We start from the raw sequence: 22,975 nt of genomic DNA, 5'->3' as shown, positions 1-22,975 counted from the left end.
CAACCTGTCAGTTTTGGGCGGACATTGAGATCAGGGCCCTACTCTCAATTACTGCTTGAGTTCAACGCTTCGGTCAGCGCGGCTTCAACTTCGCTCGCACTCACACGCAACGGCTTGTCAGCATCACGACGACGCTTACGCTCGCTGTGATAAGCCAGACCGGTACCAGCCGGGATCAAACGACCCACGACCACGTTTTCTTTCAGGCCGCGCAGGTAGTCGCGCTTGCCGGTTACAGCCGCTTCGGTCAGTACGCGAGTGGTCTCCTGGAAGGAGGCCGCCGAGATGAACGATTCGGTGGACAACGATGCCTTGGTGATACCGAGCAACACGCGAGTGAACTTCGAGATGAATTTTTCGTCCGCCGCAAGGCGCTCGTTCTCAACCAGTACATGCGTCAACTCCATCTGGTCGCCCTTGATGAAGCTCGAATCACCCGACTCGGAGATCTCGACCTTACGCAGCATCTGACGAAGAATCGTTTCGATGTGCTTGTCGTTGATCTTCACGCCCTGCAGGCGATAAACGTCTTGAATCTCGTTGACGATGTATTTCGCCAGAGCGCTGACACCCAGCAGACGCAGGATGTCATGCGGATCGCTAGGACCGTCGGAGATAACCTCACCGCGGTTCACTTGCTCACCTTCGAAGACGTTCAGGTGACGCCACTTAGGAATCAGCTCTTCGTACGGATCGCTACCGTCGTTCGGTGTAATCACCAGACGACGCTTACCCTTGGTCTCTTTACCGAAGGCGATCGTACCGCTGACTTCTGCCAGGATCGACGCTTCTTTCGGGCGACGCGCTTCGAACAAGTCGGCAACGCGCGGCAGACCACCGGTGATGTCACGGGTCTTGGAAGTCTCTTGCGGAATACGGGCGATAACATCACCCACGCCCACTTGAGCGCCGTCCGCAACACCGACCAGGGCGTTAGCAGGCAGGAAGTACTGAGCCGGTACGTCAGTACCCGGCAGCAGCAGATCCTTGCCATCGATACCAACCATCTTCACGGCAGGACGGATGTCCTTACCTGCAGCAGGACGGTCTTTGGCGTCGAGTACTTCGATGTTGGTCAGACCGGTCAATTCGTCGGTCTGGCGCTTGATCGTAATACCTTCTTCCATGCCCACGTAGGTCACGGTACCTTTCATTTCGGTAACGATCGGGTGAGTGTGCGGATCCCACTTGGCTACGATAGAGCCAGCGTCGACCTTGTCGCCTTCCTTCACCGAGATCACTGCACCGTAAGGCAGCTTGTAACGCTCACGCTCACGACCGAACTCGTCAGCGATCGCCAGCTCACCGGAACGCGATACAGCGACCAGGTTACCGTCGAGACGCTCTACATGCTTCAGGTTGTGCAGACGGACGATACCGCCGTTTTTCACCTGAACGCTGTCGGCAGCGGAAGTACGGCTTGCCGCACCACCGATGTGGAACGTACGCATGGTCAGCTGGGTACCCGGCTCACCGATCGACTGAGCAGCGATAACGCCGACAGCTTCACCGATGTTCACCTGGTGACCACGGGCCAGATCGCGACCGTAGCACTTGGCGCAGATGCCGTAACGGGTTTCGCAGCTGATTGGCGAGCGTACGATCACTTCGTCGATGCTGTTCAGCTCGATGAATTCGACCCACTTCTCGTCTACCAGGGTACCGGCCGGAACGATGACGTCCTCGGTGCCAGGCTTGAACACGTCACGGGCGATGACACGACCCAGTACACGTTCGCCCAAAGGCTCTACCACGTCGCCGCCTTCAATGTGCGGCGTCATGACCAGGCCCTGTTCGGTGCCGCAGTCCACTTCGGTCACAACCAGGTCTTGTGCCACGTCAACCAGACGACGAGTCAGGTAACCGGAGTTCGCGGTTTTCAACGCGGTATCCGCCAGACCTTTACGAGCACCGTGAGTCGAGATGAAGTACTGGAGTACGCTCAAACCTTCACGGAAGTTCGCGGTGATCGGCGTCTCGATGATAGAGCCGTCCGGCTTGGCCATCAGACCACGCATACCGGCCAGCTGGCGAATCTGTGCTGCGGAACCCCGCGCACCCGAGTCAGCCATCATGTACATCGAGTTGAACGACTCTTGGTCCACGGTTTCGCCGTGGCGGTCGACAACCTTCTCCTTGGAGAGGTTCGACATCATCGCCTTGGAAACTTCGTCGTTCGCCTTGGACCATAGGTCGATGACCTTGTTGTACTTCTCCCCCTGAGTTACCAGGCCGGAGGCGTACTGACTTTCGATCTCTTTAACTTCTTCGGTCGCCGCGTCGATGATGCGTGCTTTCTCATCCGGGATAACGAAGTCGTTAACACCAATGGAAACACCCGAAATCGTCGAGTAGGCAAAACCGGTGTACATCAGCTGGTCAGCGAAGATGACGGTCTCTTTCAAACCCACCACGCGGTAGCACTGGTTGATCAGCTTGGAGATCGCCTTTTTCTTCATAGGCTGATTGACCACGTCATACGACAGGCCAGCCGGTACCACCTGGAACAGCAACGCACGGCCGACGGTCGTGTCGACGATGCGGGTATTGGTCACGCTGCCGCCATCACGATCATTCACGGTTTCGTTGATACGAACCTTGATCTTGGCGTGCAGAGCAGCTTCGCCGGCGCGGAATACGCGGTCGACTTCCTGCAGATCCGCGAACACACGACCTTCGCCTTTGGCGTTGATCGCTTCACGGGTCATGTAGTACAGACCCAGTACAACGTCCTGCGACGGAACGATGATTGGCTCACCGTTGGCTGGCGACAGAATGTTGTTGGTCGACATCATCAGCGCGCGCGCTTCCAGCTGGGCTTCCAGCGTCAGCGGCACGTGAACGGCCATCTGGTCACCGTCGAAGTCGGCGTTGTAAGCCGCGCAGACCAGAGGGTGAAGCTGGATGGCCTTACCTTCGATCAGAACCGGTTCAAACGCCTGGATGCCCAGACGGTGAAGGGTTGGCGCACGGTTAAGCAACACTGGGTGTTCGCGGATGACTTCTGCGAGAACGTCCCACACTTCCGGCAGTTCGCGCTCGACCATCTTTTTCGCAGCTTTGATGGTGGTCGCCAGACCACGCATTTCCAGCTTGCCGAAAATAAACGGCTTGAACAGCTCGAGCGCCATCTTCTTAGGCAGACCGCACTGGTGCAGACGCAGGGTCGGGCCTACGGTAATGACCGAACGACCTGAGTAGTCAACACGCTTACCGAGCAAGTTCTGACGGAAACGACCCTGCTTACCCTTGATCATGTCAGCCAGGGATTTCAGAGGACGCTTGTTGGAACCAGTGATGGCACGACCGCGGCGACCGTTGTCGAGCAACGCATCCACAGCTTCCTGCAGCATACGTTTTTCGTTGCGCACGATGATGTCCGGAGCGGACAGGTCCAGCAGGCGCTTCAAACGGTTGTTACGGTTGATCACTCGACGATACAGATCGTTGAGGTCAGACGTCGCGAAACGACCGCCATCCAGTGGAACCAGTGGACGCAGATCTGGCGGCAGAACCGGCAGAACGGTCAACACCATCCACTCAGGCAGGTTGCCGGAACCCTGGAAGGCTTCCATCAACTTCAGGCGCTTGGACAGCTTCTTGATCTTGGTCTCGGAGTTGGTTTGCGGAATTTCTTCGCGCAGACGGCCAATCTCGTGTTCCAGATCGATAGCGTGCAGCAGCTCGCGGACAGCCTCGGCACCCATGCGGGCGTCGAAGTCATCACCGAACTCTTCGAGGGCTTCGAAGTACTGCTCATCGTTCAGCAGTTGACCTTTCTCAAGGGTGGTCATGCCTGGATCGATAACGACATAGCTCTCGAAGTAGAGAACACGTTCGATATCACGCAGGGTCATGTCCATCAGCAAGCCGATACGGGACGGCAGCGATTTCAGGAACCAGATGTGGGCAACCGGGGACGCCAGTTCGATGTGAGCCATGCGCTCACGACGGACTTTGGCCAGTGCAACCTCAACGCCGCACTTCTCGCAGATTACGCCACGATGCTTCAAGCGCTTGTACTTACCGCACAGGCACTCGTAATCCTTTACCGGGCCAAAGATCTTGGCGCAGAACAGGCCGTCACGCTCAGGTTTGAACGTACGGTAGTTGATGGTTTCCGGCTTTTTAACTTCACCGAACGACCACGAACGGATCATCTCAGGCGATGCCAATCCGATACGGATGGCGTCGAACTCTTCGACTTGACCCTGGTTTTTCAGCAAATTCAGTAGGTCTTTCAAGGCCTTTCCTCCTGGCGGAGCAGAGGGTGGTCATACCGACCCACCCTCGATTCGCGTCACGTGTTATTCGGTTTCCAGATCGATATCGATACCGAGCGAACGGATTTCTTTGATCAACACGTTGAAGGACTCGGGCATGCCCGGCTCCATACGGTGATCGCCGTCCACGATGTTTTTGTACATCTTGGTACGACCGTTCACATCGTCCGACTTCACTGTGAGCATTTCTTGCAGAGTGTATGCCGCGCCGTATGCTTCCAGCGCCCAGACCTCCATCTCCCCGAAACGCTGACCACCGAACTGCGCCTTACCACCCAGCGGCTGCTGGGTAACCAGGCTGTAAGAACCAGTGGAACGCGCGTGCATCTTGTCGTCCACCAAGTGGTTCAGCTTCAGCATGTACATGTAGCCAACAGTTACCGGACGCTCGAATTTGTTACCGGTACGACCGTCGAACAGTTGCATTTGGCCACTGTCCGGCATGTCCGCCAGGCGCAGCATCGCCTTGATTTCGCTTTCCTTGGCACCGTCAAAAACCGGGGTTGCCATCGGAACGCCGCCGCGCAGGTTCTTCGCCAGATCCAGAATTTCCTGATCAGACAGGTCGTCCAGGCTTTCCTGACGGCCGCCAATCTCGTTATAGATCTCGTTCAGGAACTTGCGCAACTCAACGACTTTACGCTGCTCTTCGAGCATACGGTTGATCTTCTCGCCCAGTCCTTTAGCCGCGAGGCCCAGGTGGGTTTCGAGAATCTGACCAACGTTCATACGCGAAGGTACACCCAACGGGTTGAGGACGATATCCACCGGCGTGCCATTGGCATCGTGCGGCATGTCTTCAACCGGCATGATCACGGAGACCACACCTTTGTTACCGTGGCGACCGGCCATTTTGTCGCCCGGCTGAATGCGGCGACGGATGGCAAGGTAGACCTTGACGATTTTCAGCACGCCGGGAGCCAGGTCGTCGCCTTGCTGCAGCTTGCGCTTCTTGTCTTCGAACTTGTCGTCCAGCAGGCGGCGACGATCAACGATGTAAGCCTGGGCTTTTTCGAGTTGCTCATTCAGCGCGTCTTCAACCATGCGCAGCTTGAACCACTGGCCATGCTCGAGACCGTCGAGTACTTCGTCGGTGATTTCCTGACCTTTCTTCAGGCCGGCACCACCTTCAACCGTGCGACCAACCAACGCGGAACGCAGACGCTCGAAGGTTGCACCTTCAACGATACGGAACTCTTCGTTCAGATCCTTGCGGATCTCGTCCAGCTGGCTCTTCTCGATCGACAGAGCACGAGCGTCACGCTCTACGCCGTCACGGGTGAAGACCTGGACGTCGATGACCGTTCCCTTGGTACCGGTCGGCACACGCAGGGAGGTATCTTTAACGTCACTGGCTTTCTCACCGAAGATCGCACGCAGCAGCTTCTCTTCTGGTGTCAGCTGGGTCTCACCCTTCGGAGTGACCTTGCCGACCAGAATGTCGCCGGCGCCTACTTCAGCACCCACATAAACGATACCGGCTTCGTCCAGTTTGTTCAGCGCTGCTTCACCCACGTTAGGGATGTCAGCGGTAATCTCCTCTGGGCCAAGCTTGGTATCACGAGCCACACAGGTCAGTTCCTGGATGTGGATCGTGGTGAAACGGTCTTCTTGAACAACACGCTCGGACAGGCAGATGGAGTCTTCGAAGTTGAAGCCGTTCCATGCCATGAACGCGATGCGCATGTTCTGACCAAGAGCCAGTTCACCCATGTCGGTGGACGGGCCGTCAGCCATGATGTCGCTGCGCTGAACGCGATCACCCTTGCTTACCAGCGGACGCTGGTTGATGCAGGTGTTCTGGTTCGAGCGGGTGTATTTGGTCAGGTTGTAGATGTCGACACCGGCTTCGCCTGGCTCAACTTCGTCATCTGCAACGCGAACAACAATACGGCTGGCGTCGACGGAATCGATGACACCGCCACGACGGGCAACGACGCAAACACCGGAGTCACGCGCAACGTTGCGCTCCATGCCGGTACCCACCAGCGGCTTGTCAGCGCGCAGAGTCGGTACAGCCTGGCGCTGCATGTTCGAACCCATCAACGCACGGTTGGCGTCGTCGTGCTCGAGGAACGGAATCAACGACGCTGCAACCGAAACAACCTGCTTCGGCGAAACGTCCATCAGGGTGACGTCTTCCGGCGCCTTGACGGTGAACTCGTTCAGGTGACGAACAGCTACCAGCTCATCGATCAGATGACCTTTGTCGTTCATGGTCGCCGAAGCTTGGGCGATCACGTGATCGGCCTCTTCGATGGCGGACAGGAAGACGATCTCGTCGGTAACCAGGCCTTCTTTCACCACACGGTACGGGCTTTCCAGGAAGCCATACTGGTTGGTGCGGGCATAGGCTGCCAGCGAGTTGATCAGACCAATGTTCGGACCTTCCGGCGTTTCGATCGGGCAAACACGACCGTAGTGCGTCGGGTGTACGTCACGAACTTCGAAGCCCGCACGCTCACGGGTCAGACCGCCAGGGCCGAGTGCGGAAACGCGACGCTTGTGGGTGATCTCGGACAGCGGGTTGTTCTGGTCCATGAACTGCGACAGCTGGCTGGAACCGAAGAACTCTTTAACCGCGGCTGCGACTGGCTTGGCGTTGATCAGGTCCTGAGGCATCAGGCCTTCGCTCTCTGCCATCGACAGACGCTCTTTGACCGCACGCTCAACACGCACCAGACCTACACGGAACTGGTTCTCAGCCATCTCACCTACGCAACGAACACGACGGTTACCGAGGTGGTCGATGTCGTCGACGATGCCTTTGCCGTTACGGATATCAACGAGGGTCTTGAGAACCGCAACGATATCTTCCTTGCAGAGAACACCCGAACCTTCGATCTCGGTACGGCCGATACGACGGTTGAACTTCATCCGGCCAACAGCCGACAGATCGTAACGCTCTGGGCTGAAAAACAAGTTGTTGAACAGTGTCTCGGCAGCATCTTTGGTTGGCGGCTCGCCAGGACGCATCATCCGATAGATTTCGACCAAAGCTTCCAGCTGGTTGCCAGTCGAATCGATTTTCAGGGTGTCAGAGATGAACGGACCGCAATCGATGTCGTTGGTGTACAACGTTTCGATACGGACAACCTGAGCCTTGGCGATTTTCGCCAGGATCTCGGTGTTCAGCTCGGTGTTGCACTCAGCGATGATCTCGCCAGTAGCCGGGTGGACGATCGCCTTGGCGGTCGTGCGACCCAATACGTAGTCCAGCGGGACTTCGAGCGCCTTGATGCCGGCTTTCTCGAGCTGGTTGATGTGGCGCGCAGTGATACGACGCCCTTGCTCGACGATGACCTTGCCCTTGTCGTCCAGGATGTCCAGAACGGCAATTTCACCGCGCAGGCGCTGAGGCACCAACTCCAGGCTCAGGGACTCGCCATGAACGTGGAAAACGTTGGTGGTGTAGAACGCGTCCAGCACCTCTTCAGTGGTGTAGCCCAGTGCACGGAGCAGAACCGATGCAGGGAGCTTGCGGCGACGGTCGATACGGACGAATACACAGTCCTTAGGATCGAACTCGAAGTCCAGCCACGAACCACGATAAGGAATGATGCGAGCGGAATACAGCAGCTTGCCCGAGCTGTGCGTTTTACCGCGGTCGTGGTCGAAGAACACGCCCGGGGAACGGTGCAGTTGGGAAACGATGACACGCTCGGTACCGTTGATTACGAAGGTACCGTTTTCAGTCATCAGGGGGATTTCACCCATGTAGACTTCTTGCTCTTTGATGTCCTTGATCGCTTTGTTCGACGATTCTTTGTCGAAAATGATCAGGCGCACTTTTACCCGCAAAGGTACGGCGTACGTCACACCGCGCAGCACGCATTCCTTGACATCAAACGCCGGTTCGCCCAGGCGATAACCAACGTACTCCAGAGCAGCATTGCCGGAGTAGCTGATGATCGGGAAAACGGATTTGAAGGCCGCATGCAGGCCCACGTCGCGGAACTGATCTTTAGTCGCTCCCGCTTGCAAGAATTCACGATACGAATCCAGCTGGATGGCCAGGAGGTAAGGCACATCCATGACGTCCGGCAACTTGCTAAAGTCCTTGCGGATACGTTTTTTCTCAGTATATGAGTAAGCCATCAGCGTTCCCCAGCTTGGTCACCTGCTTGTTTGGCCTCTCCCGACGGGAGTGACCAGAAAATCTTGCAAACCCCATGGTTTGCGCCACCGTTCGAGGTGGTTGAAACACGTTAGTGGCACCGACCTGATCGGTCGCCAATAACGGAAAAAGGCCGGTGGCAGAAGCCACCAGCCATCAGCCTTTCGCTTAACGCTTGGGCTGGAGACGCAAGGTCGATGCTTACTTCAGCTCGACTTTAGCGCCTGCTTCTTCCAGAGCAGCTTTGGCTTTGTCAGCAGCGTCTTTTGCTACTGCTTCCAGAACCATTGCTGGAGCGCCGTCAACGACTGCCTTGGCTTCTTTCAGGCCCAGACCGGTCAGTTCACGAACTGCTTTAATAACGTTAACTTTCTTCTCGCCAGCTTCGGTCAGCATGACGTTGAATTCGGTTTGCTCTTCAACAACAGCGGCAGCAGCAGCTGGACCAGCCGAAGCAGCAGCAGCGCTAACACCGAATTTTTCTTCGAAAGCTTTGATCAGCTCAACAACCTGCAGAACGGACATTTCAGCTACGGCGTTGAGGATATCGTCTTGAGAGATAGACATGACTCTAATTCCTGAATTGTGTGAGGGCCTAGGCGGCCTTCGAAATAAACAAAAATACGCGAGAAGAGGTGTGCGGCCTTAGGCTGCAGCAGCTTCTTTCTGTTCGCGAACTGCCGCCAGAGTACGAGCCAATTTGCTGGTAGCGCCTTGAATCACGCTCATCAGCTGAGAAATTGCTTCGTCACGGGTCGGCAAGGTTGCCAGTACGTCGATCTGATTAGCTGCGAGGAACTTGCCCTCGAACGCAGCTGCCTTGATCTCGAACTTGTCCTGACCCTTAGCGAATTCTTTGAACAAACGGGCAGCAGCGCCTGGATGTTCGTTGGAGAACGCGATCAAGGTCGGGCCGGTGAACGCATCGTTGAGGACACTATATTCAGTGTCAGCAACGGCGCGCTTGAGCAGGGTGTTACGTACGACACGTACGTAAACGCCAGCTTCACGAGCCTCTTTACGGAGTCCGGTCATCGCGCCTACTGTTACGCCACGGGCATCAGCCACGACAGCGGACAGAGCGACTTTGGCAGCCTCGTTGACTTCAGCGACGATGGCCTTCTTGTCTTCGAGTTTAATTGCCACGGGTTTAACTCCTGCTTGTTACCGTTTCATCTGGCCGAAGCCTGATGTCGTTTTGGTGTCTGATTCGGTAAGGAACCGGGAGCACCATCTGCGTAGGCTTGTGTTTTAAGACTTGCGCCGCCTACGGTCTTGGATAGCCCCCGCCAGGCAGGGACCCCAATATTTGCAAAAGTGCGGTTACCCGCACCCTGCCGGTCTTACGCGTTCAACGAACCTTGGTCGATGACCAGGCCTGGACCCATGGTGGTGCTCAGGGTAACGCGCTTGACATAGATACCTTTCGAGGAAGCTGGCTTGATACGCTTCAGATCAGCGATCAGTGCTTCAACGTTCTCACGCAGCTTGTCGGCATCAAAGCCAACTTTGCCTACGGAAGTGTGGATGATGCCGTTTTTGTCGGTGCGATAACGAACCTGACCCGCTTTAGCGTTTTTGACCGCGTTAGCTACGTCTGGAGTAACGGTACCGACTTTCGGGTTTGGCATCAGACCACGTGGACCGAGGATCTGACCCAGCTGACCTACAACACGCATTGCGTCCGGGGAGGCAATAACGACGTCATAGTTCAGGTCGCCGCCTTTCATTTCGGCAGCCAGGTCGTCCATACCAACGCGATCAGCACCGGCAGCCAAAGCAGCTTCAGCAGCTGGGCCCTGAGTGAAGACAGCGACGCGAACGGTCTTGCCAGTGCCGTGTGGCAGCACGGTAGCGCTACGAACAACCTGGTCAGATTTACGCGGGTCAACACCGAGGTTCACAGCAACGTCAACGGACTCGCTGAATTTAACGGTCGACAGCTCGGTCAGCAGAGCTGCGGCGTCATTGAAGCTATAGGACTTGCCAGCTTCAACTTTGGAAGCAATTGCCTTTTGGCGTTTGGTCAGCTTAGCCATTACACACCCTCCACGTTAAGGCCCATGCTACGAGCAGAACCGGCGATGGTACGCACGGCAGCTTCCATGTCAGCAGCGGTCAGATCAGCGTTTTTAACCTTCGCAATATCTTCCAACTGAGCACGGGTAACGGTGCCAACTTTGACGGTGTTCGGACGAGCCGAGCCGCTGGTCAGGCCAGCTGCTTTTTTCAACAGAACCGAAGCAGGGGTACTTTTGGTTTCAAAAGTGAAGCTACGGTCGCTGTAAACAGTGATGATCACTGGAGTCGGCAGACCTGGCTCAAGACCCTGAGTACGGGCGTTGAAAGCCTTGCAGAATTCCATGATGTTCACGCCGTGCTGACCCAGAGCCGGACCAACAGGTGGGCTTGGGTTAGCCTGAGCGGCTTTCACTTGAAGCTTGATGTAAGCGGTAATCTTCTTGGCCATGAGGCACTCCAATTACGGGTTCAAACGCCTCGAAAGGCTCCCCGGTTACTTGCGCGTTTATCCCAGTGACGAAAAAACCCCACAGCCCAAGGCTGCGGGGTATGGGATTTCTAGCTCAGTTATGCCTTTTCGACCTGACTGAACTCGAGCTCCACCGGAGTAGAGCGTCCGAAAATAAGCACAGCCACTTGGATCCGGCTCTTTTCGTAGTTAACTTCCTCAACCGTACCGTTGAAGTCCGCGAACGGACCATCGGTAACGCGAACCACTTCACCCGGCTCGAACAACGTCTTCGGTTTCGGCTTGTCGCTGCCATCAGCAACACGACGGAGAATTGCTTCAGCTTCTTTATCGGTGATCGGGGCAGGTTTGTCTGCCGTCCCACCAATGAAGCCCATGACACGAGGAGTGTCCTTGACCAAGTGCCAAGTACCTTCATTCATGTCCATCTGGACCAGCACATAACCAGGGAAGAATTTACGCTCGCTTTTGCGTTTCTGGCCGTTACGCATCTCTACCACTTCTTCGGTAGGGACCAGAATTTCGCCGAAACCATCTTCCATGCCTGCCAGCTTTACACGCTCGATCAGAGAGCGCATAACATGCTTCTCGTAACCCGAGTAGGCATGCACTACGTACCAACGCTTAGCCACGGGACACCCTTAGCCGACGATCAAGGAAACAAGCCAGCCGAGCAGGGAATCTAGACCCCACAGCAGCAGCGCCATAACCAGAACCACAGCTACCACGATGAGGGTAGTCTGGGTGGTTTCTTGACGAGTAGGCCATACGACTTTACGAATCTCGGCGCGAGCTTCCTTGGCCAACACGAAGAAAGCCTTGCCCTTGCCTGTCTGCAACGCCACATAGGCTGCAACAGCTGCAATTACGAGCAAAGCAAGTACGCGATACAGGATTGGCTGCGCCGAGTAGTATTGATTTCCAACAACACCCACAACGACCAAAAGGACTACTACGAGCCACTTTACGAGATCAAAACGGGAGTCTTGGGCTTCAGCCTTTGGATTCATCTACTAAAATCCTGTGAAAAGAAAGCCAGAAACGTTACGCGAATCTGGCAGGTCAGGAGGGAATCGAACCCCCAACCTACGGTTTTGGAGACCGTCGCTCTGCCAATTGAGCTACTGACCTAAAAGCAAAATCAGGCCGACCATTATGCTGGCCTGACAGGAAGATTTCAACAGCTATTCGACAAGCCCAACCTTCCGACACCATCGAATACTGCCAGCGATCAATCAGAACCAGGCCTCTAGCCGAAACACCGCCCCTGACAAACCACCTAAAACAAAGGCAGATACTTTCATATCTGCCTTAGTAATGGAGCTCTTGAGCGGATTTGAACCGCTGACCTCACCCTTACCAAGGGTGTGCTCTACCAACTGAGCTACAAGAGCGAAACGCATTGCACAACCAACAAAACCTGGAGCGGGTAGCGGGAATCGAACCCGCATCATCAGCTTGGAAGGCTGAGGTTCTACCACTAAACTATACCCGCCGAGCATGTTGCTTACGCTCGAAATTTGGTGGAGGGGGAAGGATTCGAACCTTCGAAGTCGTAGACGTCAGATTTACAGTCTGATCCCTTTGGCCGCTCGGGAACCCCTCCTAAGCGAGGCGACATTCTATCTCATGCCGCCCTTCTGTCAACCATTTTCTCAATAAAAACTTGAGGTTACAAACGTTGACTCTTGCTTCACGTGCATTTCAATTTGTCCTGCACTGCGAAGCGGGCGCCATTCTATGCAAACTAATCTGCAGTTGCAATGCCTTCACAGGACATTATTTTACTTTTTAACTGCGGGAAGTCCTGCTTCAACCCACCTAGCAAAACATCGTCCACAAGACGACGACTGTCAGGTTCAACTTTTAACCAATAAATAGCGCCCACATCATCCGACCGCCTGCCAAATCGAGTACGGATATCCAGGCTCGTCAAGCGTTGTTCGATTGTCTTCGCTTCGCTTTGCGCAACGCCACCGCCGAGATAGAGGCATTGGTTGTCAGCCTGGCGGGGAAACGAGTCGGAGGGCTGGGCGCCAGACTCACTCAACAGACGGATATTCTGCTGAGCGCCCTTGAACAGCGACAGAGGCGCCACCTCCTTCGGCCTCAAGGGCGCTTCTTGCTGATGCCATACGTAGTAAAAGACATTCAACATTACCAAGAGCAAAAAAAACCAGCGCATAGCAACCTCATCACGACCCAAACAACAGCGATACGGCACTCAAGGCTGCCACAACGGCCTCGCCACCCTTAAATAAAATCAAATCACGTTTCGGGGGCAGCGCGCAGCCTAAGACTCAGCTCTCCACCACTGAAGCTTTGAATTTCAGCGCCTACTTTCAGGCGCAACGCACCGACTGCATCAATCCCGACAACCACACCCTCCACCGCGCTCGAACCTGCGAGCAGTGTCACGGGCCGCCCCTGCCAAAGATGGTTGGCTTCCCACTCTGCCTGGAAAGCACCGAACCCTGCCTCGCGATGAGCAGACAAATAGGCACTTAGCTCTTTATTCAGGCGCGCCACGATTTCGTTACGATCTATAACGCCACCATATTCGAGCAACATAGACGTCCAGGCTTGATCCACCTCCTCAGAGGCGCGCATGTTGACATTGATACCAACGCCTATCACCACATGACAAACATCCGCTGGATCTCCCGTCAGCTCCAGCAGGACGCCAGCCAGCTTGCGGCCGCCCACTAGTACGTCATTAGGCCACTTTAATCCCGCTCCCTTTATTCCCATTTCTCGTAGCATTTTGACAACAGCCAGACCCACAAGGAGACTCAAACCCTCCAAACGCCGCATCCCTCCATCGACACGCATTGCCAGGCTGTAGTAGAGATTTTCGCCAAACGGGCTCACCCATTTGCGACCTCGCCGGCCTCTGCCTGCCGTCTGCCGCTCTGCAAGAACCAAGAGAGGCAACGGCTCCCCGCTTTCAATCAAACGCATGGCCTGGGCGTTAGTGGAGTCGATGCTGTCGTAAACATGGACAGCCCAATCCGCGTCCGCCTGATTTTTCTCGATCCATTGCGCGTCTAACAGGAAAAGAGGGTCGGCGAGCCGATAGCCGCGACCGCGCACCTTGTGGATTTCCAGTCCCGTCTCAGCCTCGAGCTGCTGTAGTTTCTTCCAGACAGCACTGCGACTTACCCCCATGACCGCTCCCAGGTCTTCGCCGGAGTGAAATTCTCCATCTTTCAGAAGCTTCAGTAACATCTGCATTCTTATTTCGCCTGTTGAGAGAAATGCATGATAGCTACCCACGCAGTAGGCGCCTAGGACCCCGAGATACCAACCTAAAGGCAACCTTTAACAGCAAGAGAGGCGTTACAAATAGCGATGTGAAATGTCGGCAACCCCACCCCCGACGAATCTCGACAATGGAAAGGCATGAGAACGAGGAACTTCGGCAACTGACAGGCAGCTAGATAGAACAATCACCTGCACGAACTGAAGGAATTTTTTCCGGGCGCAAAAACAAAACCCCATCTGCTTTCGCAAATGGGGTTTCGGAATTTAATCTTGACGATGACCTACTCTCACATGGGGAAACCCCACACTACCATCGGCGATGCATCGTTTCACTGCTGAGTTCGGGATGGGATCAGGTGGTTCCAACGCTCTATGGTCGTCAAGAAATTCGGGTACTGACTCGTGACCGTATGGCCTCGCTTCAGCAAATCGGGTATGTGATCAGGTGTCTTGCCTGTGTCCTGCAAACTTTCGGTGCGTGTCGTCTTCACAGTCACCGCAATCTGTGCTCATCGAGTCGCAGATTGCTTGGGTGTTATATGGTCAAGCCTCACGGGCAATTAGTATTGGTTAGCTCAACGCCTCACAGCGCTTACACACCCAACCTATCAACGTCGTAGTCTTCGACGGCCCTTCAGGGAACTCAAGGTTCCAGTGAGATCTCATCTTGAGGCAAGTTTCCCGCTTAGATGCTTTCAGCGGTTATCTTTTCCGAACATAGCTACCCGGCAATGCCACTGGCGTGACAACCGGAACACCAGAGGTTCGTCCACTCCGGTCCTCTCGTACTAGGAGCAGCCCCTCTCAAATCTCAAACGTCCACGGCAGATAGGGACCGAACTGTCTCACGACGTTCTAAACCCAGCTCGCGTACCACTTTAAATGGCGAACAGCCATACCCTTGGGACCGGCTTCAGCCCCAGGATGTGATGAGCCGACATCGAGGTGCCAAACACCGCCGTCGATATGAACTCTTGGGCGGTATCAGCCTGTTATCCCCGGAGTACCTTTTATCCGTTGAGCGATGGCCCTTCCATACAGAACCACCGGATCACTAAGACCTACTTTCGTACCTGCTCGACGTGTCTGTCTCGCAGTCAAGCGCGCTTTTGCCTTTATACTCTACGACCGATTTCCGACCGGTCTGAGCGCACCTTCGTACTCCTCCGTTACTCTTTAGGAGGAGACCGCCCCAGTCAAACTACCCACCATACACTGTCCTCGATCCGGATAACGGACCTGAGTTAGAACCTCAAAGTTGCCAGGGTGGTATTTCAAGGATGGCTCCACGCGAACTGGCGTCCACGCTTCAAAGCCTCCCACCTATCCTACACAAGCAAATTCAAAGTCCAGTGCAAAGCTATAGTAAAGGTTCACGGGGTCTTTCCGTCTAGCCGCGGATACACTGCATCTTCACAGCGATTTCAATTTCACTGAGTCTCGGGTGGAGACAGCGCCGCCATCGTTACGCCATTCGTGCAGGTCGGAACTTACCCGACAAGGAATTTCGCTACCTTAGGACCGTTATAGTTACGGCCGCCGTTTACCGGGGCTTCGATCAAGAGCTTCGCGTTAGCTAACCCCATCAATTAACCTTCCGGCACCGGGCAGGCGTCACACCCTATACGTCCACTTTCGTGTTTGCAGAGTGCTGTGTTTTTAATAAACAGTCGCAGCGGCCTGGTATCTTCGACCGGCATGAGCTTACGGAGCAAGTCCTTCACCCTCACCGGCGCACCTTCTCCCGAAGTTACGGTGCCATTTTGCCTAGTTCCTTCACCCGAGTTCTCTCAAGCGCCTTGGTATTCTCTACCCAACCACCTGTGTCGGTTTGGGGTACGGTTCCTGGTTACCTGAAGCTTAGAAGCTTTTCTTGGAAGCATGGCATCAACCACTTCGTGTTCTAAAGAACACTCGTCATCAGCTCTCGGCCTTAGAATCCCGGATTTACCTAAGATTCCAGCCTACCACCTTAAACCTGGACAACCAACGCCAGGCTGGCCTAGCCTTCTCCGTCCCTCCATCGCAATAACCAGAAGTACAGGAATATTAACCTGTTTTCCATCGACTACGCTTTTCAGCCTCGCCTTAGGGACCGACTAACCCTGCGTCGATTAACGTTGCGCAGGAAACCTTGGTCTTTCGGCGTGGGTGTTTTTCACACCCATTGTCGTTACTCATGTCAGCATTCGCACTTCTGATACCTCCAGCAAGCTTCTCAACTCACCTTCACAGGCTTACAGAACGCTCCTCTACCGCATCACCAAAAGGTGATACCCGTAGCTTCGGTGCATGGTTTGAGCCCCGTTACATCTTCCGCGCAGGCCGACTCGACTAGTGAGCTATTACGCTTTCTTTAAAGGGTGGCTGCTTCTAAGCCAACCTCCTAGCTGTCTAAGCCTTCCCACATCGTTTCCCACTTAACCATGACTTTGGGACCTTAGCTGACGGTCTGGGTTGTTTCCCTTTTCACGACGGACGTTAGCACCCGCCGTGTGTCTCCCATGCTCGGCACTTGTAGGTATTCGGAGTTTGCATCGGTTTGGTAAGTCGGGATGACCCCCTAGCCGAAACAGTGCTCTACCCCCTACAGTGATACATGAGGCGCTACCTAAATAGCTTTCGAGGAGAACCAGCTATCTCCGAGCTTGATTAGCCTTTCACTCCGATCCACAGGTCATCCGCTAACTTTTCAACGGTAGTCGGTTCGGTCCTCCAGTCAGTGTTACCTAACCTTCAACCTGCCCATGGATAGATCGCCCGGTTTCGGGTCTATTCCCAGCGACTAGACGCCCTATTAAGACTCGCTTTCGCTACGCCTCCCCTATTCGGTTAAGCTCGCCACTGAAAATAAGTCGCTGACCCATTATACAAAAGGTACGCAGTCACCCAACAAAGTGGGCTCCCACTGCTTGTACGCATACGGTTTCAGGATCTATTTCACTCCGCTCTCCGCGGTTCTTTTCGCCTTTCCCTCACGGTACTGGTTCACTATCGGTCAGTCAGTAGTATTTAGCCTTGGAGGATGGTCCCCCCATGTTCAGACAAGGTTTCTCGTGCCCCGTCCTACTCGATTTCATTGACAAGAGATTTTCGCGTACAGGGCTATCACCCACTATGGCCGCACTTTCCAGAGCGTTCCGCTAATCTCAAATCAACTTAAGGGCTGGTCCCCGTTCGCTCGCCACTACTAAGGGAATCTCGGTTGATTTCTTTTCCTCAGGGTACTTAGATGTTTCAGTTCCCCTGGTTCGCCTCTTACGCCTATGTATTCAGCGTAAGATAACTGTCTTATGACAGCTGGGTTCCCCCATTCAGACATCTCCGGATCACAGTCTGTTTGCCGACTCCCCGAAGCTTTTCGCAGGCTACCACGTCTTTCATCGCCTCTGACTGCCAAGGCATCCACCGTATGCGCTTCTTCACTTGACCATATAACCCCAAGCAATCTGGTTATACTGTGAAGACGACATTCGCCGAAAGTTTGCATTTCACAAACTTTACCTTAGCCTGAATGAACACCAGTGAAAGTGCCATCCAGTCTATCTTTCTATCACATACCCAAATTTTTAAAGAACGATTCTGACAAAGATCAGAAATCAACATTTAGCCTTCAACCGAAGGAAATGCTCATTTCTAAGCTTTCGCGGACAACTGCCTGTACCCAACTACTGCGGTAATGGTGGAGCCAAGCGGGATCGAACCGCTGACCTCCTGCGTGCAAGGCAGGCGCTCTCCCAGCTGAGCTATGGCCCCGTATCGCTACAGGGTGCACCGGTAATTGGTGGGTCTGGGCAGATTCGAACTGCCGACCTCACCCTTATCAGGGGTGCGCTCTAACCAACTGAGCTACAGACCCAATCGTCTTCTTCAATGAATCAAGCAATTCGTGTGGGAACTTGCGAAGAAGCTGAGTCTTCGATTAAGGAGGTGATCCAGCCGCAGGTTCCCCTACGGCTACCTTGTTACGACTTCACCCCAGTCATGAATCACACCGTGGTAACCGTCCCCCCGAAGGTTAGACTAGCTACTTCTGGTGCAACCCACTCCCATGGTGTGACGGGCGGTGTGTACAAGGCCCGGGAACGTATTCACCGCGACATTCTGATTCGCGATTACTAGCGATTCCGACTTCACGCAGTCGAGTTGCAGACTGCGATCCGGACTACGATCGGTTTTGTGGGATTAGCTCCACCTCGCGGCTTGGCAACCCTCTGTACCGACCATTGTAGCACGTGTGTAGCCCAGGCCGTAAGGGCCATGATGACTTGACGTCATCCCCACCTTCCTCCGGTTTGTCACCGGCAGTCTCCTTAGAGTGCCCACCATAACGTGCTGGTAACTAAGGACAAGGGTTGCGCTCGTTACGGGACTTAACCCAACATCTCACGACACGAGCTGACGACAGCCATGCAGCACCTGTCTCAATGTTCCCGAAGGCACCGATCCATCTCTGGAAAGTTCATTGGATGTCAAGGCCTGGTAAGGTTCTTCGCGTTGCTTCGAATTAAACCACATGCTCCACCGCTTGTGCGGGCCCCCGTCAATTCATTTGAGTTTTAACCTTGCGGCCGTACTCCCCAGGCGGTCAACTTAATGCGTTAGCTGCGCCACTAAGAGTTCAAGACTCCCAACGGCTAGTTGACATCGTTTACGGCGTGGACTACCAGGGTATCTAATCCTGTTTGCTCCCCACGCTTTCGCACCTCAGTGTCAGTATGAGCCCAGGTGGTCGCCTTCGCCACTGGTGTTCCTTCCTATATCTACGCATTTCACCGCTACACAGGAAATTCCACCACCCTCTGCCCTACTCTAGCTTGCCAGTTTTGGATGCAGTTCCCAGGTTGAGCCCGGGGATTTCACATTCAACTTAACAAACCACCTACGCGCGCTTTACGCCCAGTAATTCCGATTAACGCTTGCACCCTCTGTATTACCGCGGCTGCTGGCACAGAGTTAGCCGGTGCTTATTCTGTCGGTAACGTCAAAACACTAACGTATTAGGTTAATGCCCTTCCTCCCAACTTAAAGTGCTTTACAATCCGAAGACCTTCTTCACACACGCGGCATGGCTGGATCAGGCTTTCGCCCATTGTCCAATATTCCCCACTGCTGCCTCCCGTAGGAGTCTGGACCGTGTCTCAGTTCCAGTGTGACTGATCATCCTCTCAGACCAGTTACGGATCGTCGCCTTGGTGAGCCATTACCTCACCAACTAGCTAATCCGACCTAGGCTCATCTGATAGCGTGAGGTCCGAAGATCCCCCACTTTCTCCCGTAGGACGTATGCGGTATTAGCGTCCCTTTCGAGACGTTGTCCCCCACTACCAGGCAGATTCCTAGGCATTACTCACCCGTCCGCCGCTGAATCAGGGAGCAAGCTCCCTTCATCCGCTCGACTTGCATGTGTTAGGCCTGCCGCCAGCGTTCAATCTGAGCCATGATCAAACTCTTCAGTTCAATACTGCAATTAGGTTTTGAGAAAACCTTATAAACTTGGCTCAGCAATCGTTGGTTAAACCATGATTTCTCGTGGAGCAACATGCGATGCTGATAATCAGTTGACTTCAGTCTTACAGCGCAAGCACCCACACGAATTGCTTGATTCAATTGTTAAAGAGCGGTTGGTTAAGAGCCTTTCGTCTCAACCGAGGCGCGCATTCTACAGCGCCCTCTGTATCTGTCAAGCGGTATTTTAAGAAGTTTTCAAAGTTTCCTTTGCAACTTCAACCACTTGCGCTTCGTTCGACTTGCCGTCTCACGTCAGCGGGAGGCGAATTCTACAGCGTTACAACCTGCTGTCAACTCCTTTCTCACCGCTGTCGATTCAAGCATCTGAACCGAAGCGCTTCCTCGCTGCTTACTTCGTCCAACTCGTTGATTATCAAGGAGTTTTCCGTTTCGTCTGCGCCGGAAGTGGGGCGAATTATAGAGACATTCAGACGAGCGTCAAGCACTTATTTGAACTTTATTCCAAATTCAGCGTAACGCGCCCAAAAGCCTTCTTACCCGCCTGACAAACATGAGTAGCGCCCAGCTTAAAGATGAAGCTGCGATCGACAACCTCTCCATCTATACGCACGCCGCCGGACGCCAACAGATCGCGAGCCACTGCCGAGTTCTTTACCAGCCCTGCCTTATTAAGGACGGCAGCAATCGGCATATCCTCGACACCCGACACAGCGATTTCCGGGAGATCTTCTGGCAGCTCGCCATCCTTCATACGATTACCCGCAGATCGGTGGGCCGACGCAGCAGCCTCTTCACCATGGAAACGGGCAACGATCTCTTCTGCCAGCTTGATCTTGATGTCGCGAGGGTTCGCACCCGACTCACAATCAGCCTTGAAGCCATCGATCTCTTCCATGCTGCGGAAGCTCAGCAACTCAAAGTAGCGCCACATCAGTGCATCAGGGATCGACACCAGCTTGCTGTACATAATGCCCGGTGCTTCCTGGATACCCACGTAGTTACCCAACGACTTGGACATCTTCTTCACGCCGTCCAGACCTTCCAGCAACGGCATGGTCAGCACGCACTGCGCTTCCTGACCATACGCACGCTGAAGCTCACGCCCCATCAGGAGGTTGAACTTCTGATCGGTACCGCCCAGCTCAACATCGGCACGCAACGCAACCGAGTCGTAACCTTGCACCAGCGGATACAGGAACTCATGGATGGCAATGGACTGGTTCGACTTGTAACGCTTGTCGAAGTCATCTCGCTCGAGCATGCGAGCCACTGTGTACTGCGAGGACAGACGAATGAAGTCGGCAGGACTCAGCTGATCCATCCAGGTGGAGTTGAAGGCCACTTCGGTTCTGGCAGGATCAAGAATTTTGAAAACCTGGGCTTTATAGGTTTCCGCATAGTCGAGCACTTGCTCGCGCGTGAGCGGAGGGCGCGTCGCACTTTTACCGCTTGGGTCGCCGATCATGCCGGTGAAGTCGCCGATCAGGAAGATCACCTGATGGCCCAGCTCCTGAAACTGGCGCAGCTTATTAATAAGCACCGTGTGACCCAGGTGCAGGTCGGGCGCCGTGGGGTCAAAACCGGCCTTGATGCGCAGTGGCTGACCACGCTTAAGCTTCGCGACCAGTTCGGACTCGACCAGGAGTTCATCCGCGCCACGCTTGATCAGCGCTAGCTGCTCTTCAACCGACTTCATAACAGCCCCGTAATGCCTTATTTCAAAGGGAAACAACCATACAAGATCACCGCCCAAATACAAGTTCTGAGCGGAGAAGGCAGACGAATCGAGAAGCGATCCGCTTACGCGCTTGCCTCAAGGAGGATTTGGTTATATTTTATACAGTTATTTCATCTTCATCATGTCATTCATCTTTTCCATTTCATCTTTTTTCAAAGTCAAAATTACCTATGAACGACACTCCGCCTAAAGCGCCTCCGCTTTATCCGAAGAGCCACCTGCTAGCTGCCAGCGGTATCGCCGCGCTGCTGAGCCTGGCCCTTCTGGTTTTTCCATCCAGCGATGTCGAAGCCAAGAAAACCAATCTCACCCTCGAACTGGACACGCCGGCCGACCAGTTCAAGCAAGAACAAGACGCTCAAGATCAGAACAAAGCCACAGAAGACACATCATCTTCTCCTTTTGCTCAGATCGACAATGCTGCCGACGAGCCTGAAGACACGGCCGCAACCCAACCGGGAACCAAGCCTGCTGCGCCTGAAGTCGCAGCGGCCGCTAAAAGCCCAAACCATAAGGAGGTTGTCGTCTCCAAAGGCGATACGCTTTCTACCCTGTTCGAAAAGGTAGGCCTTCCTCCGGCAGCCGTTCACGAAGTCATTGCCAGCGACAAGCAGGCCAGGCAGTTCAGCCAGCTTAAAAACGGTCAGGTATTGCAGTTCGAGCTGACGCCCGATGGCAAACTCAAACAACTGCACAGCAAACTCAGCGATCTTGAAAGCATCAGCATCTCTAGAACGGACAAGGGTTACACCTTCACCCGGGATGTCAGCAAACCCAACGTCCGCACGGCGTATGTCCACGGTGTGATCAACAATTCGCTGTCGCAGTCGGCACAACGTGCAGGCCTGAGTCACAGCATGACCATGGACATGGCCAACATTTTTGGCTACGACGTCGACTTCGCTCAAGACATCCGCAAGGGCGACGAATTTGATGTGATCTACGAGCAGAAAGTCGCCAACGGCAAAACGGTAGGCACCGGCAACATCCTGTCGGCGCGCTTTACCAACCGCGGCAAGACTTACACCGCCGTGCGCTACACCAACAAACAAGGCAATACCAATTACTACACCGCCGACGGCAACAGCATGCGCAAAGCGTTCATCCGTACGCCGGTTGAGTTCGCCCGCATCAGCTCGATGTTCTCCATGGGCCGCAAACACCCGATCCTGAACAAGATCCGCGCCCACAAAGGCATCGACTATGCTGCACCGCGCGGCACGCCGATCAAGGCGACGGGTGATGGCAAGGTTATCTTGGCGGGCCGTCGCGGCGGTTACGGTAATACCGTGATCATCCAGCACGGCGAAACCTATCGCACGCTCTACGGCCATATGCAGGGTTTCGCAAAAGGCATCCAGAGCGGCAGCAACGTCAAGCAAGGCCAGGTCATCGGCTATATTGGAACAACCGGCCTTTCGACAGGTCCGCATGTACATTACGAGTTCCAGGTAAACGGCGTTCACGTTGACCCCCTGGGTCAGAAGCTGCCCATGGCAGACCCGATCGCCAAGTCCGAAAAACAGCGGTTCATGCAGGAAAGCCAACCTCTGATGGCGCGCATGGACCAGGAAAAGGCCACCATGCTGGCCTCGAGTAAGCGCTGACCC

Annotated in this window: 12 protein-coding genes, 6 tRNA genes and 3 rRNA genes; 1 reads left to right on the top strand and 20 read right to left on the bottom strand. The window is 54.5% G+C overall.

Annotated elements, in window-relative coordinates; genetic code table 11:
* Positions 1 to 44 precede the first annotated feature (44 nt).
* From rpoC to tyrS, 20 genes are all read right to left on the bottom strand, one after another.
* Complete coding sequence (rpoC, locus tag AB4N84_RS13455) at positions 45 to 4,244, bottom strand: DNA-directed RNA polymerase subunit beta' (protein ID WP_074758954.1); 4,200 nt, start codon at positions 4,242 to 4,244, stop codon at positions 45 to 47.
* A 63-nt stretch (positions 4,245 to 4,307) separates the two neighbouring features.
* The gene (gene rpoB, locus AB4N84_RS13450) at positions 4,308 to 8,381 is read right to left on the bottom strand and encodes a DNA-directed RNA polymerase subunit beta (RefSeq protein WP_074758952.1); all 4,074 of its coding nucleotides are present in this window, start codon (positions 8,379 to 8,381) and stop codon (positions 4,308 to 4,310) included.
* A gap of 220 nt (positions 8,382 to 8,601) precedes the next feature.
* Complete coding sequence (rplL, locus tag AB4N84_RS13445) at positions 8,602 to 8,967, bottom strand: 50S ribosomal protein L7/L12 (protein ID WP_027617682.1); 366 nt, start codon at positions 8,965 to 8,967, stop codon at positions 8,602 to 8,604.
* A gap of 78 nt (positions 8,968 to 9,045) precedes the next feature.
* Positions 9,046 to 9,546: a 50S ribosomal protein L10 gene (gene rplJ, locus AB4N84_RS13440; RefSeq protein WP_062384462.1), complete on the bottom strand. Its 501-nt coding sequence runs from the start codon at positions 9,544 to 9,546 to the stop codon at positions 9,046 to 9,048.
* Positions 9,547 to 9,743: 197 nt separating this feature from the next.
* Positions 9,744 to 10,439 carry a 50S ribosomal protein L1 gene (gene rplA / locus AB4N84_RS13435; RefSeq protein ID WP_062384458.1) on the bottom strand — a complete coding sequence of 232 codons (696 nt, stop codon included), beginning with the start codon at positions 10,437 to 10,439 and terminating at the stop codon, positions 9,744 to 9,746.
* Positions 10,439 to 10,870: a 50S ribosomal protein L11 gene (gene rplK / locus AB4N84_RS13430; RefSeq protein WP_062384456.1), complete on the bottom strand. Its 432-nt coding sequence runs from the start codon at positions 10,868 to 10,870 to the stop codon at positions 10,439 to 10,441. Before rplK ends, rplA begins: the two co-directional genes overlap by 1 nt.
* Before the next feature lie 119 nt (positions 10,871 to 10,989).
* Positions 10,990 to 11,523 carry a transcription termination/antitermination protein NusG gene (gene nusG, locus AB4N84_RS13425; protein WP_002555501.1) on the bottom strand — a complete coding sequence of 178 codons (534 nt, stop codon included), beginning with the start codon at positions 11,521 to 11,523 and terminating at the stop codon, positions 10,990 to 10,992.
* A 9-nt stretch (positions 11,524 to 11,532) separates the two neighbouring features.
* Positions 11,533 to 11,901, bottom strand: coding sequence for a preprotein translocase subunit SecE (gene secE, locus AB4N84_RS13420; protein WP_037017694.1), 369 nt, complete (start codon positions 11,899 to 11,901; stop codon positions 11,533 to 11,535).
* 45 nt (positions 11,902 to 11,946) lie between these two features.
* Positions 11,947 to 12,022, bottom strand: a tRNA-Trp gene (locus tag AB4N84_RS13415).
* A 187-nt stretch (positions 12,023 to 12,209) separates the two neighbouring features.
* A tRNA-Thr gene (locus AB4N84_RS13410) sits at positions 12,210 to 12,285 on the bottom strand.
* A 27-nt stretch (positions 12,286 to 12,312) separates the two neighbouring features.
* A tRNA-Gly gene (locus AB4N84_RS13405) sits at positions 12,313 to 12,386 on the bottom strand.
* Positions 12,387 to 12,412: 26 nt separating this feature from the next.
* Positions 12,413 to 12,497 (bottom strand) — tRNA-Tyr (locus tag AB4N84_RS13400).
* Positions 12,498 to 12,638: 141 nt separating this feature from the next.
* The gene (locus AB4N84_RS13395; RefSeq protein ID WP_460046696.1) at positions 12,639 to 13,076 is read right to left on the bottom strand and encodes a hypothetical protein; all 438 of its coding nucleotides are present in this window, start codon (positions 13,074 to 13,076) and stop codon (positions 12,639 to 12,641) included.
* 83 nt (positions 13,077 to 13,159) lie between these two features.
* On the bottom strand, positions 13,160 to 14,125 hold the full coding sequence (birA, locus tag AB4N84_RS13390; protein WP_460046695.1) for a bifunctional biotin--[acetyl-CoA-carboxylase] ligase/biotin operon repressor BirA: 966 nt from the start codon (positions 14,123 to 14,125) through the stop codon (positions 13,160 to 13,162).
* A 298-nt stretch (positions 14,126 to 14,423) separates the two neighbouring features.
* A 5S ribosomal RNA gene (gene rrf, locus AB4N84_RS13385) occupies positions 14,424 to 14,539 on the bottom strand.
* 155 nt (positions 14,540 to 14,694) lie between these two features.
* Positions 14,695 to 17,587: ribosomal RNA gene (locus tag AB4N84_RS13380) — 23S ribosomal RNA — on the bottom strand.
* Positions 17,588 to 17,835: 248 nt separating this feature from the next.
* Positions 17,836 to 17,911: transfer RNA gene (locus tag AB4N84_RS13375), tRNA-Ala, on the bottom strand.
* A 26-nt stretch (positions 17,912 to 17,937) separates the two neighbouring features.
* A tRNA-Ile gene (locus AB4N84_RS13370) sits at positions 17,938 to 18,014 on the bottom strand.
* Positions 18,015 to 18,078: 64 nt separating this feature from the next.
* Positions 18,079 to 19,615: ribosomal RNA gene (locus tag AB4N84_RS13365) — 16S ribosomal RNA — on the bottom strand.
* The 16S, 23S and 5S rRNA genes sit together here with 2 tRNA genes alongside, the layout of an rRNA operon.
* 508 nt (positions 19,616 to 20,123) lie before the next feature.
* Positions 20,124 to 21,323: a tyrosine--tRNA ligase gene (gene tyrS / locus AB4N84_RS13360; RefSeq protein WP_460047016.1), complete on the bottom strand. Its 1,200-nt coding sequence runs from the start codon at positions 21,321 to 21,323 to the stop codon at positions 20,124 to 20,126.
* A gap of 212 nt (positions 21,324 to 21,535) precedes the next feature.
* Between tyrS and AB4N84_RS13355 the strand changes: the two genes are divergently transcribed.
* Entirely contained in the window at positions 21,536 to 22,972 is a 1,437-nt protein-coding gene (locus AB4N84_RS13355) for a peptidoglycan DD-metalloendopeptidase family protein (protein ID WP_460046694.1), read from the top strand.
* The last annotated feature ends 3 nt before the right edge of the window (positions 22,973 to 22,975 follow it).

This window comes from Pseudomonas sp. S2_H01 (genome assembly GCF_054668305.1).
This window is presented reverse-complemented; position numbering and strand designations above follow the sequence as displayed.